Source organism: Pseudomonas sp. MYb13 (genome assembly GCF_002980075.1).
Taxonomy (GTDB): domain Bacteria; phylum Pseudomonadota; class Gammaproteobacteria; order Pseudomonadales; family Pseudomonadaceae; genus Aquipseudomonas; species Aquipseudomonas lurida.
This window is the reverse complement of sequence record NZ_PCQI01000001.1, coordinates 516,599-533,793: the sequence shown is the minus strand read 5'-3', so window position 1 is coordinate 533,793 and position 17,195 is coordinate 516,599. Positions and strand designations below refer to the sequence as shown.

15 protein-coding genes are annotated in these 17,195 nt (G+C 63.1%); 8 read left to right on the top strand and 7 right to left on the bottom strand.

Annotated elements, in window-relative coordinates; translation table 11 throughout:
• The first annotated feature begins 5 nt into the window (after positions 1–5).
• Positions 6–293 carry a HigA family addiction module antitoxin gene (locus CQ002_RS02500; RefSeq protein WP_105163004.1) on the top strand — a complete coding sequence of 96 codons (288 nt, stop codon included), beginning with the start codon at positions 6–8 and terminating at the stop codon, positions 291–293.
• Between the two features lie 120 nt (positions 294–413).
• Here the strand turns inward: CQ002_RS02500 and CQ002_RS02495 are convergent, their stop codons facing one another.
• The 6 genes from CQ002_RS02495 to pilG all read right to left on the bottom strand — a co-directional run bounded on the left by CQ002_RS02495 (position 414) and on the right by pilG (position 10,263).
• Positions 414–869 carry a chemotaxis protein CheW gene (locus CQ002_RS02495; protein ID WP_010207210.1) on the bottom strand — a complete coding sequence of 152 codons (456 nt, stop codon included), beginning with the start codon at positions 867–869 and terminating at the stop codon, positions 414–416.
• On the bottom strand, positions 862–6,681 hold the full coding sequence (locus tag CQ002_RS02490; protein WP_105163005.1) for an Hpt domain-containing protein: 5,820 nt from the start codon (positions 6,679–6,681) through the stop codon (positions 862–864). Before CQ002_RS02490 ends, CQ002_RS02495 begins: the two co-directional genes overlap by 8 nt.
• Before the next feature lie 177 nt (positions 6,682–6,858).
• The gene (locus CQ002_RS02485) at positions 6,859–8,910 is read right to left on the bottom strand and encodes a methyl-accepting chemotaxis protein (RefSeq protein WP_105163006.1); all 2,052 of its coding nucleotides are present in this window, start codon (positions 8,908–8,910) and stop codon (positions 6,859–6,861) included.
• Positions 8,907–9,431: a chemotaxis protein CheW gene (locus tag CQ002_RS02480; protein ID WP_034109936.1), complete on the bottom strand. Its 525-nt coding sequence runs from the start codon at positions 9,429–9,431 to the stop codon at positions 8,907–8,909. The genes CQ002_RS02485 and CQ002_RS02480 overlap by 4 nt, the downstream gene beginning before the upstream one ends.
• Before the next feature lie 12 nt (positions 9,432–9,443).
• A complete protein-coding gene (gene pilH, locus CQ002_RS02475) occupies positions 9,444–9,809 on the bottom strand; it encodes a twitching motility response regulator PilH (RefSeq protein ID WP_014720320.1) in 366 nt (121 codons plus the stop codon).
• Between the two features lie 46 nt (positions 9,810–9,855).
• A complete protein-coding gene (gene pilG, locus CQ002_RS02470; protein ID WP_034109939.1) occupies positions 9,856–10,263 on the bottom strand; it encodes a twitching motility response regulator PilG in 408 nt (135 codons plus the stop codon).
• Between the two features lie 239 nt (positions 10,264–10,502).
• On the opposite strand from pilG, the gene gshB reads away from it, so the two are divergent.
• The 7 genes from gshB to CQ002_RS02435 all read left to right on the top strand — a co-directional run bounded on the left by gshB (position 10,503) and on the right by CQ002_RS02435 (position 16,482).
• Positions 10,503–11,474: a glutathione synthase gene (gene gshB / locus CQ002_RS02465; RefSeq protein WP_105163007.1), complete on the top strand. Its 972-nt coding sequence runs from the start codon at positions 10,503–10,505 to the stop codon at positions 11,472–11,474.
• 107 nt (positions 11,475–11,581) lie between these two features.
• Positions 11,582–12,487, top strand: coding sequence for an energy transducer TonB (locus CQ002_RS02460; protein ID WP_034110678.1), 906 nt, complete (start codon positions 11,582–11,584; stop codon positions 12,485–12,487).
• A gap of 112 nt (positions 12,488–12,599) precedes the next feature.
• Positions 12,600–13,169 (top strand): YqgE/AlgH family protein, encoded by a 570-nt coding sequence (locus tag CQ002_RS02455; RefSeq protein ID WP_034110680.1) that lies wholly within the window; start codon positions 12,600–12,602, stop codon positions 13,167–13,169.
• The gene (ruvX, locus tag CQ002_RS02450) at positions 13,169–13,606 is read left to right on the top strand and encodes a Holliday junction resolvase RuvX (RefSeq protein WP_005792259.1); all 438 of its coding nucleotides are present in this window, start codon (positions 13,169–13,171) and stop codon (positions 13,604–13,606) included. The genes CQ002_RS02455 and ruvX overlap by 1 nt, the downstream gene beginning before the upstream one ends.
• A gap of 72 nt (positions 13,607–13,678) precedes the next feature.
• Entirely contained in the window at positions 13,679–14,185 is a 507-nt protein-coding gene (gene pyrR, locus CQ002_RS02445; protein WP_069078480.1) for a bifunctional pyr operon transcriptional regulator/uracil phosphoribosyltransferase PyrR, read from the top strand.
• Positions 14,186–14,209: 24 nt separating this feature from the next.
• A complete protein-coding gene (locus tag CQ002_RS02440; RefSeq protein ID WP_025857712.1) occupies positions 14,210–15,214 on the top strand; it encodes an aspartate carbamoyltransferase catalytic subunit in 1,005 nt (334 codons plus the stop codon).
• Positions 15,211–16,482, top strand: coding sequence for a dihydroorotase (locus CQ002_RS02435; RefSeq protein ID WP_034109942.1), 1,272 nt, complete (start codon positions 15,211–15,213; stop codon positions 16,480–16,482). Before CQ002_RS02440 ends, CQ002_RS02435 begins: the two co-directional genes overlap by 4 nt.
• A gap of 90 nt (positions 16,483–16,572) precedes the next feature.
• Here CQ002_RS02435 and CQ002_RS02430 read toward each other — a convergent pair whose 3' ends face one another.
• The gene (locus CQ002_RS02430; protein WP_164403484.1) at positions 16,573–16,983 is read right to left on the bottom strand and encodes a TM2 domain-containing protein; all 411 of its coding nucleotides are present in this window, start codon (positions 16,981–16,983) and stop codon (positions 16,573–16,575) included.
• Positions 16,984–17,195 lie beyond the last annotated feature (212 nt).

Genomic DNA, 17,195 nt, shown 5'->3' with positions numbered 1-17,195 from the left:
TCGATATGGGCATGCACAACCCCCCTCACCCAGGTGAAATCCTGCTTGAAGATGTAATCCCTGCCCTGAACATCACCATCACCGAAATGGCCCGGCGCCTGGGTTTCGCCCGTGAGACATTTTCGAGGATTTTGCATGGGCGTGCGCCTGTCAGTCCTGACTTGGCGGTGCGGCTTGAGCGGGCAGTTGTGAGCACTGGGCAGTTATGGCTGTCGATGCAGAGCGCCTACGACTTGTGGCAGGCCGAGCATCGGGAGCAGCCGGTGATTGAGCGGTTTGCGCGGATTGATTGAGCCTGTTCCTGTAGGAGCGAGCTTGCTCGCGAAGAACCGTCAGGCACCGATGGTTAAAAGTAGCGCTGCGTTATCGTTGGCGCTTTTCGCGAGCAAGCTCGCTCCTACAGTGGGTCACTGTCAGGCCAGGCCGGACTCTACCAGCAGTGCCTCAAGCCCCATCAAATCCGGCACCTTCGCCACATGCTCGCCCACCTGCACCGCCGCCAGCTCCAGCGGGCACAGCGGCACGTCCACATAGCTCAACTCACTGTCGAGCTTGTACGACCGTGGAATGCCCTGGATCACCAGCGCAATAAACTTCAACGTCGGCCGCCCACCCAATGCATTCAACACCACGATCCGCGAGCGTTCGCCGGTCACACTCGCTTCGCCGCACACCGCTTCGAAGCTGATCAGCGGTATTTGTCGATCGCGCCAGGTCACTTGCCGCAGATACCACGGCGGCGCATCGCTGGCCGGTTCGCCGCGCTGGAAGTCGATCAGCTCGGCGATGGCGACGTTGGGCAGCACCAGGTGGCGGTCGGCCAAGGGCAGGAGCAGGCCGGTGAGTTGACTGGTGCGGTGGTCAAGCATGGGACTTGCTCCAGTAGGCGATGCTTTCCAGCAGCACCGACTCTTGGTACGGCTTGCCGAGGTAGTCGTTGACGCCGATGGCCATGGCGCGGTCGCGGTGTTTCTGGCCGGTGCGCGAGGTGATCATGATGATCGGCAGGCGCATCAGCCGCGGGTCGTTGCGCACTTGGGTGGCGACTTCGAAGCCGTCCATGCGCGGCATTTCGATGTCGAGCAGCATCAGGTCCGGGGTGTGCTCTTCAAGCACGGCGAGCGCATCGATGCCGTCTTTAGCGGTGAGCACGTTCATGCCGTTGCGCTCCAACAGGCGGCTGGTGACTTTGCGCACGGTGACCGAATCGTCCACCACCAGCACCAGCAACGGGCGCTTTTTGAGCGGGTCGTTGAGGACCAGCGGCGCGTCAACGAACTGGGCCGGCAAGGCCGGCTGGCGCGCACGGATATGCGCCAGCAAGTCGATGATCAGCACCACGCGGCCGTCGCCCAGGATGGTCGCGCCCGACAAGCCTTGCACGCCTGCAAACTGCGGCCCCAGGCCCTTGACCACGATTTCTCGGGTACCGGCCATCGCGTCCACATGGACGGCCACGCGCCGCTCGTTGCACTGCACCAACAGCACTGGCACCGGCTGGTACTGGCCCAGCAGTTTCGGGCGGCTGACGGTGTGCAGCAGGTCACCCAGGTAGAACAGTTCGTAACGCTGGCCAGCGTATTCATAACACGGCGGGTCTTGCTGGTAATGCCCCGCCAGCTCGTGGGGCAGCACCCGCACCAGGCCTTCGATGGTATTGAGCGGGATCGCGTATTGGTCGTCCGCGCACTGCACCATCAGCGCCCGGTTGACCGACACGGTAAACGGCAAACGAATACGGAAATGCACCCCCTCACCCGGCGTCGAGTCAATGACCATCGAGCCACCGAGCTGACGCACTTCCTCGTGCACCACGTCCATGCCCACGCCGCGCCCGGAAATCTGCGTGATTTTCTCCGCCGTGGAGAACCCCGGCTGCAGGATGAACTGCAACACGTCGCGGTCGCTGATCTCTTGATTCGGGTCGAGCAGGCCGCGCTTGATCGCCTTGCGCCGCACAGCCTCCAGGGGTACGCCAGCACCGTCGTCGCGCATGTCGAAGACGATATCGCCGCCCTCGTGGGTCAGGTCCAGGGTGATACGGCCTTTCTCGGGCTTGCCGGCCAGCAGCCGCGCATCACGCGACTCCAGGCCATGGTCGACGGCATTGCGCAGCATGTGCTCCAGCGGCGCGGCCATGCGCTCCAGCACGTTGCGGTCCATCTCACCCTCGGCATTGCCAACGATGAACTCCACGTCCTTGCCCAACTCACCGGCCACCTGGCGCACGATGCGCTTGAGGCGCGGCAGCATGCGCTCGAACGGCACCATGCGCGTGCGCATCAGGCCTTCCTGCAACTCGGTGTTGATGCGCGCCTGTTGCTGCAACAGGCCGTGCGCGTCCTCGTTGCGGCGCTCAAGGGTGTCCTTGAGGTCGAGCAAGTCAGAGGCGGATTCGGACAACGCACGGGACAATTGCTGCAACTGCGAGTGGCGGTCCATTTCCAGCGGATCGAATTCTTCGTAGCCCAGGCGCTCGGCCTCGGCTTGCTGGCGGCTGAGGATGCGGCCCTGGGTTTCGGTGTCGAGACGCCGCAGTTGGTCGCGCATGCGTTCGATCGTGGTTTCCACTTCGGTGAGGGCAATGCGGGCGTCGTTGACTTGCTGCTCGATGCGGCCGCGAAAGATCGAGGTTTCACCGGCCAGGTTGACCAGGTCGTCGAGCAGCTCGGCAGAGATCTTCACCATGTCGGCAGCCGGGTCGACGACAGCGTCCGTCTTGCCGGCTGGCAACGCCACTGGCGTCACTGGCTCGGCGCCTGGGTGCACCAGGCTTTTGATGCGCTCGATGAGCTTGTCCACCGAGCCGACCGGCAAGCCGTCCGTCACCGCGTCGATCATCTGCGCCAGGCGGTCGTGGCAGCCCTGCAGCAACGCGAACAGTTCTGGCGACGGCGCGAGCAAGCCGGCAGACAGGCCTTCGTAGAGAAATTCCAGTTCATGGGCCAGGTCGCCAATGGGCGCGATCTCGACCATGCGCGCACCGCCCTTCAGGGTATGCAGGTCGCGCAGCAGGGTTTCCACCTCCTGCCGATTGCCAGGCTCGGCCTGCCAGCGCGACAACGCGGCACTGGAGCTGTCGAGAATGTCGGCCGCTTCTTCGAGGAAGATATCCAGCAGCTCGGGATCGGCGCCGGACGCTGGCGGCGCTTCGGTCGGGGTAGCAGGCGCGTTGCCCTGGCGCAACGCCCGCACCTTGGCAATCAGCTCGGCGCTGTCGCTCAAGGGTTGGTGATGCTGCAGCTCTTCAAGTTGCAAGGCGAGCAGCTCGTGGCTGGCCATCAGCACGTGGGACAGCTCGGTGGAATAGCTGAAGCGACGGTCCACCAGCCCCTCGTACACGCATTCCAGCTCATGGGCCAGGTCGCCAATGGGGCCGATTTCGGCCATGCGTGCTCCGCCCTTGAGGGTGTGCAAGTCACGCTGCAACGACGACAACGGCGCCGCGTTGTCGGGCTCCAGCAACCAGCGCTTGAGCGACTGCCCGGCGCTGTCGAGGATGTCTACCGCCTCTTCGAGGAAGATCTCGACGATCTCGTCGTCCATCGCGGTGTCGTGATCCAACTGCTGTGTGGCGGCGCCCAGTTCGGAAATGCTCAGGACCCGGCTGCCGTCACTTTTGATCAGGCCGGTGGCGGACGGGTCGAGGGCTTCATCCAGCAGCTCGCGCAGGGCCTCGACCCGTGCCGGCGCCGGGCTGATTTCCTGGCCGGCCGCCAGTTGGTCGAGCATGCTGATGAGCGCCTCATGGGCCTGCTCGGCCTCGTGGAAAAACCGCTCGCTCACGGCCAGGCTACTCTCTTCCACCGCGCCATAGAGGTCGAGCAGGGCTTCGCAGAGTTCGTCGATGGCGTGCAGGTCGGCGACGTGCGCGCCCTCCCCCAGTGTGGTCAGTTCGTCCAGCAGTGCAGTGAGTTCCTGGCGTTCGCCGGGGTGCTGTTGCCAGCGCCGCAGCAGGCTTTCGGCGTCGAGCAGAATGTCCATGCCCTGGGCCAGGAAGTTGGCAATCAGTTGCGGGTCGCGCTTGATACGCAGGCCGGTATGCGGTGCGTCGAGCAACGCTTCAAGCTGGTGGTCCAGCAGGCGTTGAGTGCGGCTGATCAGGGCCTCTGCGCCTCTGATCGGCGCCAGGGGGTCGTTGTCCAGATCACGCAGCCCGCGCTGGAACAGGCCCTCGGCTTCGAGCAGCAACTCCACTTCGTCCAGGTCCAGCGGCAGGCGGTGAGCCTTGTATTCGCGGGTGAGGTGGTCCAGCGGGCGCGCCAGCTCGGCGATGGGCAAAACGCCGGCCATGTAGGCGCTGCCCTTGAGCGTGTGCAGGGCACGTTGCAGTTCATCGCTGACTTGCAGCGGCACATGCTCGGCGGCCTGTTGCAGGAAATGGTTGAGGCTGTCCAGGTGGCTCTGGGCTTCGTTGCGGAAGATCTCCAGCAGCATTGGGTCATAGGGTTCGGCGGCTGGCACTGGGGTACCGCTGGCCAAGGCATGGGCACGGGCGGCCAGGGCGTCGACTTCATCGCGCTGACGTTGGTCGCCAATGGCAAAGTCCGCGATCAACTCCGGCAGCAAGGCGACCGCCTCGTCCAGCACCTGCTGCACCTCGGGGCCCAGGGCCACGCTGCGTTCCAGTACACGATTGAGCAGGTTTTCCACAGCCCAGGCCAGCTCGGCCAGGACCAGGGCACGCACCATGCGGCCGCTGCCCTTGAGGGTGTGGAAGGCACGGCGCATTTCACCCTGGGCGGTCTTGTCAGCGCTGTTGGGCAAGTAACGGTGCAGCACGTCGAGGACTTCGTCGGTTTCCTCAAGGAAGACTTCGCGCAGTTCATCGTCGATGGGCTCTTCGCCGGCCGGTGGCGGCAGCAGGCTGCCGGGGCGTTGCAGGGCAGGCGGGTTCAGGCGCGAGGTGGGGCTGGCCAGCGCGTCGAACTGGGACTGGCTCGGCGTGACCTCTGCCGAAAGCGCACCCTCCGGCGCAACCAAGGCTTGGCGCCAGGGCTTCTCGGCGGGCAGGTAACCCAGGGCAGCCAAGCCTTGGCTCGCCAGTTCCAGCACGCGCTCACCGGTGGCATCGGGGTCTTGGAGCATGCGCTCGAGGTAGTACTCGACGCTGCTGACCACATCGGCGAAATGCGCCAGCTGCATCTCTGAAGGCGGCGCATCGTTGCCGATCAACTGTTCGTCGACGTAATCCGTGCAGCCACGCATCAGGCTTGCCGCGCGGGGCAACGGGATCATCGCCAGGGCGCCGCGCACCTGGCTCAGCAGTTCAGGCAGGGACTCCAGGCGCTGGCGGTCCCAATCGGCTTCGATGCAGTCGATCACCAGTTCCTTGGCTTGCTTGAGGCACTGGCAGGACTCGCGGATCACCAGTTGGTGGATCTGGGTCAGGTCAGTGGTGGGCAGGCGGCTTTCTTCGCGGCTTTCCGGTTCGACGGTGCCGACCATGCCGGCCAGCGTGGCTTCGACGTAGAGCAAGGCACCGGCGACGTCCATCAGCACTGCATCGTTCGGCTCGCGTTGGCCCTGGGTCAAACTCAGCACCACGGCAAGCTGGTCGATGATGACCTTACGCGGCTGGCCGAACCCCAGCACCGCCAGGGTATCGGCGATTTGCCGCAGCGGAGCCAGCAATGCATCCAGGTCATTGGTGTGCTGCCGGTCGCTGCGCACGAACAAGTCGAGGCGTTCCTTGACCCGCACCAGCTCTTCACACAAGGCCCCCAGCACCGAGCCCATGGCATTGCGGTCCGGCCCGGCCAGGCGTGCGCGTTCGGCATCGACCACCGCGCTGTCGGGCAAGGCTTCATCCAGGCCGTAGCGTTCCTTGAGGCTTTGCATGCGTGGCGTCGGCCGGGTGACCTTGGCCACATAGAACAGCAGGCTCTTGAGCAATTCGTCCGGCGCCGGCTGGTTGATCCCGCCGATACCTTGCGCCAGCAGGCGCTTGAGCTGTTTGTCACTGGCCTTGAGCAGGCTGCGCAGCGCCGGGCTGTTGGCGATCACGCCGGTGAGCATGCCTTCGACCAGCGCCGAGGTGACTTGCCACAACGGCAACAATGGTGCGCCCTGGCACAAGGCTTCGAGGCGCGCGAACACTCGGGCCATGTCTTCCAGGTTGCTGGGCCCATGGTCCTCACGCAGCAGCCCGGCCAGGGCTTGTTGCAGCAGTTGGTGCCATTGGCGCAGTTGTTCCTTCAGGTCGGGCACCGCGCGTTGGGCCAGGGCTTCATCGGGCAGCGGCGCTATCGTCAGCAGTTGCGGGCTGAACAGGCTGGTCTCCGACAGCAGGCTTTCACCGCGGGCGCTGCGCAGGTCATTGAGCAGCGGCAACACCACCAGGGGCAGGTCACGGCGGGCGCTGTGCACACGGTCCAGGTACAGCGGCAATTGGTTGAGGGCCTGTTGCAGCAGGCGGATGCTTTCGTCGCGCTGGCTCACGCCTGCGGCTTGCAGGGCCAGGGCCAGTTCTTCGATTTCCTCGGCCAGCAGGGCCGCGCCGTAGAACTCGACCATCTGCAGCGCACCATGCACTTGGTGGATGCACCCCAGGCACTCACTGATGGCGTCGCTGTCGTGGGCTTCGACATACGCGTCGAGCGCCGAACGGGCCTGCTTCAGGGTTTCGGCAATGTCGCCCTTGACCCATTCGAGGGCCACGTAGTCGTGCCGATCAACCATAACTGCTCCGCTTAGAATTCATGGGTTGCTGGTGTTGCCAAGAACAATGGCGCTCAACCGTGGGAATTGGCTTGCTTGCGATAGCGACCTACCAGCTGATACGCCCGCAACTGAACTACCGCCATCGCAGGCAAGCCAGCTCCCACATTGGGACTGTGGTGTTCTTTAGATAGCATTTCAATCATCGACTTGTTTGGGGGGTGGCAGGGTAAACCCCGACACCGACCGGCGCAGCTGGCTGGCCATTTTCGCCAGGTTGCCGATGCTTTCGGCGGTCGCGGTGGAGCCCGACGAGGTCTGCGTGGTGATCTGCTGGATCACGTTCATGGTCAGGGAAATCTGCCCCGCCGAACTCGTCTGCTGCTGTGCCGCGTTGGAGATGCTCTGGATCAGCGCCGCCAGGGTTTTCGATACGCCTTCGATTTCCTCCAGCGCTACCCCGGCGTCCTGGGCCAGCCGCGCGCCGCGCACCACTTCGGTGGTGGTCTGCTCCATGGAAATCACCGCCTCATTGGTGTCAGCCTGGATCGCTCGCACCAGGGTTTCGATCTGCCGCGTCGCCGCCGACGAGCGCTCGGCCAGCCGCTGTACTTCATCGGCTACCACGGCAAAACCACGCCCGGCATCCCCAGCCATGCTCGCCTGGATCGCGGCGTTGAGGGCGAGGATATTGGTCTGGTCGGCAATGTCGTCGATCAGGCTGACGATGTCGCCAATCTCCTGGGAAGACTCGCCCAATCGCTTGATGCGCTTGGCGGTGTCCTGGATCTGCTCGCGGATGTTGTCCATGCCGTGGATGGTGTTGTGCACCACTTCGTTGCCCTTGTTGGCGATCTCCACCGAGCGCTCCGCCACGGCCGAGGACTCTGCGGCGTTGGCCGACACCTGGTCGATGGACTGGGCCATCTGGTTGATCGCCGTGGACGCTTCGGCGATCTGCTGGGCCTGGTGCTCCGACGCCTGGGCCAGGTGCATGGCGGTGGCCTGGGTGTCCTGCACCGCCCCGGCGACCTGCCCGGCCGTGAGGTTGATGGTGGCGACCAGGTCGCGCAGTTGGTCGACGGAATAGTTGATGGAGTCGGCGATGGTGCCGGTGAAGTCTTCGGTCACCGAGGCCGTCACCGTCAGGTCACCGTCGGCCAGGTCTTCGATTTCATCCAGCAGGCGCATGATCGCATTCTGGTTGCGTTCGTTCTTCTCGGCGGTTTCGTGCAATTGGCGGTTGGTCTCGCGCACCATCACCAGGCCGATCAGGATGATCGAGGTCAGCGCCAACAAGCCCAGTACATAGCCGCCAATGGTGTCGAAGCTGCGCCCGCTGGCCAGGTTTTCGAACCCGGTGGCCAGGTGCGAGGCCTCATCGAGCAAGGTTTGCGACAGGTTGAAGATATTGCTCGCCGATGCCCGCACCTGGAACAGTTGCGGCGAGGTTTCAAGGATTTCATCCACGGAGCCGGAGACAAACTCGAACAGCTCGGCGATTTCTGCCAGCCGCGCACGGGCGTCGCGGTCTTCGACCTGGGTGATGCGCAAGCCGGGGTTGCCCTGGAGCATACCGTTGAGCACCTGGCCAAAACGGTTGGCATCGCGGCCGAAGGCGTCGGCGGCCTGCACGGCGGTTTCGTCGCCGGCCAGTACGGTGTTAACCGCGCCGAGGATGCGTTCGGCCAGCAGTGACTGGCGCTGGGCCAACGCCACCTGACTGGCCGGGGCACCCCGTTGCAGGAGGATGTCGACGACCTTTTCCGACTCCACCTGCAGTTGCGGCACGGTTTCGGCCAGTGTCGCGGCAACCTGGTGCAGCGACAGCACCGTCTGTTCGCTGGCGAGGATGGCGTCGGTATTTTTCAGCAGCGCTTCCCAGTCGGTCTGCACTGCGCGCATTTCGGCACGTACCGCACTGGGCGCGGCAGGCAGGCCGGTTTCCTGGTCACCTTTTTTCAGGTAACCCCAGCGCTGGGCAAAGTCGTTGCGCGCATCGCCCAACAGCTTGAACGCAGCCGCCTTGCCAGCGGCGGCCTCGGTGGCGTTCTTGGCGATGCGCTGGGACAGCACGCGCAGCTCACCGGCGTGGCCAATGTATTGTTTGTCATAGGTGGACTGGGTGTTGAGGTACGCAAAGTTGGCGAACAACAACATGATGAACACGATCAACGCAATGAACAGCACGATGATCTGCGAGCGGCTGCGCGAGCCGGCCTGAGGTTTTGGCGTGGTTGCGGTGGTCATGCGGCAACATCCATGAAGCCTGGGGCCTGGGCCAGGGCGAAGGGGCTGAAGACCTGCCATTGCTGGTCGCCATCGAACTGGCCCTGGATGAACGGGGCACCGGGAGCGGGGCTCGCCAGCAGTGCGTCTTGTTCAAAATGCTGCATCCCCACCACCTCGTCGACCAGCAGCCCGAAAAACAAGTCGTTGAATTCCACCACCAATACGCGCCGCTGTTTGCGCGCCTTCGACAGTTCAAGGCCGAGGAACCCACCCAGGTCCATCACCGGCAACAAGCGCCCACGCAAGTTGGCCACACCCTTGACCCAGGCCTTGACCCCTGGCATCAAGGTGCAGCGCGGTTCATGCAGGACTTCGGCGACTTCGCCCATGGGCGCCACGTACCAGTGCTGGCCCAGGCGAAAGCCGATCCCGCTCCAGCGTTGCAGGCGGGTTTCCTGGGATGGCAGGTCGGCAGCCAGCAGGCGGCAACGCCGGTCGATGTCCAGCAGCAGCTCGAAGGCGGTTTGCGACTCGGTCATGATGGCGAACCGTCAGCCAGCCAGCACCTTGTTGAGGGTGGCGATCAGGGTTTCTTCATCCACCGGCTTGGTCAGGTAATCCTTGGCGCCTTGGCGCGCACCCCAGATCTTGTCGGTTTCCTGATCCTTGGTGGTGATGATGATGATCGGGATGCCGTTGGTTTCCGGCTCCTTGGACAGCTGGCGGGTGGCCTGGAAGCCATTGAGGCCCGGCATCACGATGTCCATCAGCACGGCATCGGGTTTTTCCTGGCGGGCCAGGGCCACGCCGTCTGCGCCGTTTTCGGCCTTGAGGACCTGATGGCCATGCTTTTCCAGCATGCCGGTCAGTTTGTACATTTCGGTCGGCGAATCGTCGACGATCAGAACACGTGCCATGGTTTTCCCCACTACATAGGTGGACGCCGGCCCTTGTGAGGCGGTGTCAGTGTGCTTGTTCTACTGCGGCGAAAGCAGGCACGTAGGCCTTGATCGCACCCAGCAGTTCTTCCTTGCTGAAAGGCTTGGTCAAAAACTGATCGACACCCACGATGCGCCCCTTGGCCTTGTCGAACAGGCCGTCCTTGGAGGACAACATGATCACCGGGATCGACTTGAACGCCGGGTTGTTCTTCACCAGCGCGCAGGTCTGATAGCCATCCAGGCGCGGCATCATGATGTCGACAAAAATAATGTGCGGGTGATGATCAACAATCCGGGCCAGGGCATCGAAACCGTCGATGGCCGTGATGACATCGCACCCCACATTCTTCAACAAGGTTTCAGCGGTACGGCGGATCGTCTTCGAATCGTCGATCACCATCACTCTCAAGGCGTTGGAATGCTGTTCCATATCTGCTCTGCCATCGCCACAGCGAATCGGTTTTCGGTGTGTACTGCCTGATGTTGCACAGGATGAGCGCCGCAAGCCTTGGAATTCAAGGGCTGCTGCGCCGTGGCAGTCTTTTTAGCACAGTCTCTGGGCGCAATCTATCGAGCAACCGGCCAGGTGGTTTTTCCTTGACCCACAACAGCCACAGCGCCACTCTGACGCCACTTTTATGCGCCCTAATTTGCTAGAGGAAATCCCCCATGAGCGTTCGCGTCGGCATTGTCATGGACCCTATCGCCAGCATCTCCTATAAAAAGGACAGCTCGCTGGCCATGCTCCTGGCCGCCCAGGCCCGCGGCTGGACGTTGTTCTATATGGAGCAGCGCGATCTTTACCAGGGTGACGGCGAGGCCCGCGCACGCATGCGTCCGCTGCAGGTGTTTGCCAACCCTGAGAAGTGGTTCGAGCTGTCGGACGAAATCGACAGCCCGCTGAGCGACCTGGATGTGATCCTGATGCGCAAGGACCCGCCGTTCGACATGGAGTTCGTCTACTCCACTTACCTGCTGGAGCAGGCCGAGCGCGCGGGCGTACTGATCGTCAACAAGCCGCAGAGCCTTCGCGATTGCAATGAAAAGCTGTTCGCCACCCTCTTCCCGCAGTGCACACCGCCGACCGTGGTCAGCCGCCGCGCCGACGTGCTGCGTGAGTTCGCCGCCAAGCACGGTGATGTGATCCTCAAGCCGCTGGACGGCATGGGCGGCACGTCGATCTTCCGTCACCGCGCCGGCGACCCGAACCTGTCGGTGATCCTGGAGACCCTGACCGCCCTGGGCACCCAGCAGATCATGGGGCAGGCCTACCTGCCGGCCATCAAGGACGGCGACAAGCGCATCTTGATGATCGACGGCGAGCCGGTGGATTACTGCCTGGCACGCATCCCGGCGGCCGGCGAAACCCGCGGCAACCTGGCGGCCGGTGGCCGTGGTGAAGCGCGCCCCCTCTCGGACAAGGATCGCCGGATCGCCGCCCAGGTGGGCCCGACCCTGCGTGAAAAAGGCTTGCTGTTTGTCGGCCTGGACGTGATCGGTGAACACCTGACCGAAATCAACGTCACCAGCCCGACCTGCATTCGCGAGATCGACAATGCTTTCGGCACCAATATCGGCGAAATGCTGATGGCCGTGATTGCCGAAAAACTGCAAGTTGCACGCTCCAAGCCGCAAGTTTAAGGCGAGCCGCTTTCAGGCTTGCAGCTTGTAACTTGTCGCTTGAAGCTAAAAACCAACATTGCGCTATCATGCCGAACCCTGAAACGCGCGATGTTGGTTTTTTTGTCATGACACTCCCGTCCGATCTGCCCCCCGAACTCTCCCACAGCGGCGTGCGCCCGGCTGATCGGCTCGGATTTACCCTGTTCCTGGCAGCACTGATTCACCTGGCCCTGATCCTCGGCGTGGGATTCACCCTGGTCGAACCCAAGCAGATCAGCAAAACCCTGGAAATCACCCTCGCCACCTTCAAAAGCGAAAAGAAACCCGAGAAGGCTGACTTCCTCGCCCAGGACAATCAGCAAGGCAGCGGCACCCTCGACAAGAAGGCCGTGCCCAAGACCACCGAAGTGGCGCCGTTCCAGGACAACAAAGTCAACAAAGTCACCCCGCCGCCGGCCCCCAAGCCCGAGATCAAGCAGGCCGCGCCCAAGGCTGCGGTGACCACCGTCGCGCCCAAGCCGCAAAAAGCCCCGACCCAGCGCGAAAAAACCAAGACCGAACCTAGGCCTGAGCCCGTGAAGCCGGCGCCGACCTTCGACAGTTCGACGCTGACCGATGAAATTTCCAGCCTGGAAGCCGAGCTGGCCAACGAACAGCAGCTGTACGCCAAGCGCCCGCGCATCTACCGGCTGAACGCCGCGTCGACCATGCGTGACAAAGGCGCCTGGTATAAGGACGAATGGCGCAAGAAGGTCGAGCGTATCGGCAACCTCAACTACCCGGATGAGGCGCGACGCCAGCAGATTTATGGCAATTTGCGCTTACTGGTGTCGATCAACCGCGACGGTACGTTATATGAAGTACAGGTACTGGAGTCGTCCGGCCAGCCGCTGCTGGACCAGGCCGCGCAGCGCATCGTGCGCCTGGCTGCGCCCTTTGCCCCGTTCAGCGGTGACTTGAATGACGTCGACCGCCTGGAAATCATCCGCACCTGGAAGTTCGCCAAGGGCGACCGCCTGTCCAGCAACTGACACACCTCTCCTGCAGGAGCCAGCGCCCACAGGTGATGTGTTCGACATCAAAGGTGGGCTTGTCTGCATCACCAGCTTGTCAGTTCGCCCCTCCACCGCCACACTAGCGGACATGAAAAATGTCAGCCCGACCTACCTCAAGCACCAATTCCTGATCGCCATGCCCCATATGGCCGACCCGAACTTTGCGCAGACCTTGACCTACATCGTCGAGCACACCGCCAATGGTGCCATGGGGTTGGTCATCAATCGCCCACAAGAGCTGAACCTGGCCGATATCCTGGAGCAACTGCGCCCCGAGATCGATCCACCGGCCCGCTGCCAGAGCGTGCCGATCTACATCGGCGGCCCGGTGCAGACCGATCGCGGCTTCGTGCTGCACCCCACCGGGCCGAAATTCCAGGCCACGGTCGACCTGGAAGGCGTGTCACTGTCCACCTCCCAGGACGTGTTGTTCGCCATCGCGGACGGCGTTGGCCCTGAGCAGAGTGTGATCACCCTGGGCTATGCGGGCTGGGAAGCAGGCCAATTGGAAGCCGAACTGGCCAGCAACGCCTGGCTGACCTGCCCCTTCGACGCGCAGATCCTGTTCAACACTCCCAGCGAACTGCGCCTGGAAGCGGCCGCGGCCAAGTTGCGCGTCAACCTCAGCCTGCTGACCAGCCAGGCGGGGCACGCCTGATGGCTCTGCGTCTGATCCTAGGTTTTGACTACGGCACCAAACAGATCGGCGTAGCGGTCGGCCAGGTGATCACCGGCCAGGCCCGAGAGCTGTGCACACTGAAGGCCCAGAACGGCATACCGGACTGGAACCAGGTCGAAGCCCTCATTAAAGAATGGAAGCCCGATGCCGTGGTGGTCGGCCTGCCCCTGAACATGGACGGCACCCCCAGCGACATGTGCCTGCGCGCCGAAAAGTTCGCCCGCCGCCTCAATGGCCGCTACAACCTGCCCTTCTATACCCACGACGAGCGCCTGACCACCTTTGAAGCCAAGGGTGAGCGTCGCGACCGTGGCGGCCAGAAAGGCAGCTACCGCGACAACCCCGTGGACGCCATCGCCGCCGCACTGCTGTTGCAGGGTTGGCTGGATGAAAACACCGCTTTATTTGAATCCTGACTGACGCGGCTTGCCGCGTCTTTTTACGTTTGAGCCCGGACCTTGCCTACGCGAGGCCTAGAAGGAGCACCCATGAGCCTGCCCAATCCCGCCGAACTGATCAGCCAGATGGCGACGAGCCTCACCGCCCATCTGCAACACCGTGCCATCAGCGAGCCACGCTTTATCGGCATTCGTACCGGCGGTGTATGGGTAGCCCAGGCGCTGCTGGAAGCACTGGGCAGTGATTCGCCCCTGGGCACGCTGGACGTGTCGTTCTACCGCGACGACTTCAGCCAGAACGGCCTGCACCCGCAAGTACGCCCATCGGCCCTGCCGTTCGAAATCGAAGGTCAGCACCTGGTGCTGATCGACGACGTGCTGATGAGCGGCCGCACGATCCGCGCCGCCATGAACGAGCTGTTCGACTACGGCCGCCCCGCCAGCGTGACCCTGGTGTGCCTGCTGGACCTGGACGCCGGCGAATTGCCGATCAGCCCGGATGTGGTCGGCGCCACACTGTCGCTGGAAGCCCACCAGCGGGTAAAATTGTCCGGTCCCACGCCGCTCGAACTCGAACTGCAAGACCTCGCCCTTTAAACCGCCTTGTAAAGAGTCCCCGCGATGACGCCTCTAGATGCCAAGCGCCCGCTGCAGCTCAATGCTCAGGGTCAGTTGCAACACTTCTTGTCCCTCGACGGTTTGCCCCGCGAACTGCTGACCGAAATCCTCGACACCGCCGATTCGTTCCTCGAAGTCGGTGGCCGGGCTGTGAAGAAGGTCCCGCTGCTGCGCGGCAAGACCATCTGCAATGTGTTCTTCGAGAACTCCACCCGCACCCGCACCACCTTTGAACTGGCGGCCCAGCGACTGTCGGCCGACGTGATCACGCTGAACGTGTCCACCTCGTCGGCCAGCAAGGGCGAAACCCTGCTCGACACCCTGCGCAACCTGGAAGCCATGGCCGCCGACATGTTCGTGGTACGCCACGGCGACTCCGGTGCTGCGCACTTCATCGCCGAACACGTGTGCCCGCAAGTCGCAATCATCAACGGCGGCGACGGCCGTCATGCCCACCCGACCCAGGGCATGCTCGACATGCTCACCATCCGTCGGCACAAGGGCAGCTTTGAAAACCTCTCGGTGGCCATCGTCGGCGACATCCTGCACTCGCGGGTCGCACGCTCGAACATGCTGGCCCTGAAAACCCTGGGCTGCCCGGACATCCGCGTGATTGCACCGAAAACCCTGCTGCCGATCGGTATCGAGCAGTATGGCGTGAAGGTCTACACCGACATGACCGAGGGCCTCAAGGATGTGGACGTGGTGATCATGCTGCGCCTGCAACGCGAGCGCATGGCCGGCGGCCTGCTGCCGAGCGAAGGCGAGTTCTACCGCCTGTTCGGCCTGACAACCGCACGCCTGGCGGGTGCCAAGCCGGATGCCATCGTGATGCACCCGGGCCCGATCAACCGCGGCGTGGAGATTGAGTCGGCGGTGGCCGACGGCAACCAGTCGGTGATCCTCAACCAGGTGACCTACGGCATCGCCGTGCGCATGGCGGTGTTGTCCATGGCCATGAGCGGACAAACCGCGCAACGTCAATTCGAGCAGGAGAACGCCCAGTGAAGCTCAGCATTCTCGGCGCCCGAGTCATCGATCCAGCCAGCGGCCTGGATCACGTCACCGACCTTCATATGGAAGCCGGCAAGATCATCGCCATCGGCGCCGCGCCGGCAGGCTTCAGCGCGAGCGAGACGATCGACGCCAAAGGCCTGGTGGCCGCGCCTGGCCTGGTGGACCTTAACGTCGCCCTGCGCGAGCCGGGCTACAGCCGCAAGGGCAATATCATCAGCGAAACCCGCGCCGCTGCGGCCGGCGGCGTCACTAGCCTGTGCTGCCCTCCCCATACCAAACCGGTGCTGGACACCTCGGCCGTGACCGAGCTGATCCTCGACCGCGCCCGTGAAGCCGGCAACTGCAAAGTGTTCCCCATCGGCGCCCTGAGCAAAGGCCTGGAAGGCGAACAACTCGCCGAACTGATCGCCTTGCGTGACGCCGGTTGCGTGGCCTTCGGCAACGGCCTGGAGAGTTTCCGCAGCACCCGTACGCTGTTGCGCGCCCTGGAATATGCAGCCACCTTCGACCTGACAGTGATCTTCCACTCCCAGGACCGCGACCTGGCCGAAGGCGGCCTGGCCCACGAAGGCGCCGTGGCCAGCTTCCTCGGTTTGCCGGGTATTCCGGAAACCGCCGAAACCGTGGCCCTGGCCCGTGACCTGCTGCTGGTGGAACAAAGCGGCGTGCGTGCGCACTTCAGCCAGCTGACCAGCGCCCGGGGCGTGGCCTTGATCGCCCAGGCCCAGGCACGTGGCTTGCGGGTAACGGCGGACGTGGCGCTGTATCAATTGATCCTGACGGATGAAGCGCTGATCGACTTCTCCAGCCTGTATCACGTGCAACCGCCACTGCGCACCCTGGCCGACCGTGAAGGTTTGCGTGCGGCGGTCAAGTCTGGGGTGGTCTCGGCGATCTCCAGCCATCACCAGCCCCATGAGCGGGATGCCAAGCTGGCACCGTTTGGTGCGACAGAGCCGGGTATCAGCAGTGTCGAACTGTTGCTGCCGCTGGCGATGACGTTGGTGGAAGACGGGCTGTTAGACCTGCCGACGCTGCTGGCACGCCTGGGCGCCGGCCCGGCAGAGGCATTGCGCCTGCCTGCGGGCAAGCTGGCGGTGGGTTCGGCGGCGGACCTGGTGCTGTTCGACCCAGCCAGCTCCACGGTTGCCGGGGAGCGGTGGTTGTCCAAGGGTGAAAACTGCCCGTTCATCGGCCATAGCCTGCCGGCGACGGTGCGCTACACCTTGGTGGACGGACGCATCAGCTACCAGGCCTGATAGAACACATCCAATGTGGGCACGGCCCATGTGGGAGCTGGCTTGCCTGCTCCCACACAAGCCAGCTCCCACATTTGATTGTGTGCAGACTTACCGTCCGGCGTTGCGCTCGGCATTGCGGATCGATATCTGCGTGTTCAACGTCCAGAAGTCATACAGCACCCCCACCAGGAACAAGCCGCCGGTCAGCAGGTAGATCAGTCCGGAGATCCATTTGCCCTGGTACATGCGGTGCACGCCGAACACACCGAGAAACGCCAACAGAATCCAGGCCACGTTGTATTCGATGGGCCCCGCGGTAAAACGCAGGTCCGCTTCACGGTCCATGGCCGGGATCAGGAACAGGTCGATCAACCAGCCGATGCCCAGCAAGCCCAAGGTAAAAAACCAGATCGTACCGGTCACCGGCTTGCCGTAATAGAAGCGGTGCGCCCCGGTAAAACCGAAAATCCACAACAGGTAACCGATCACCTTGCTGTGGGTATCTTGCTGCGAACCAATCTGTTGATAGGTGTTCATCGCGTACCTCTTTTGCCTCGATAGATAAATTTTTTCACTTTCTTTGTGACTTTTTTACAGGCGCCCGACGTACGGCAAATGGTATCTTCCCTCCCCTGAAAGCCTTATGCCACCTGACTTGTGTAGGACAATTGCGGCGAATAGTCGCGTTTTTCCTGATTTTGACGTCAAGGTTCAGTCGACAAACGGCCTGA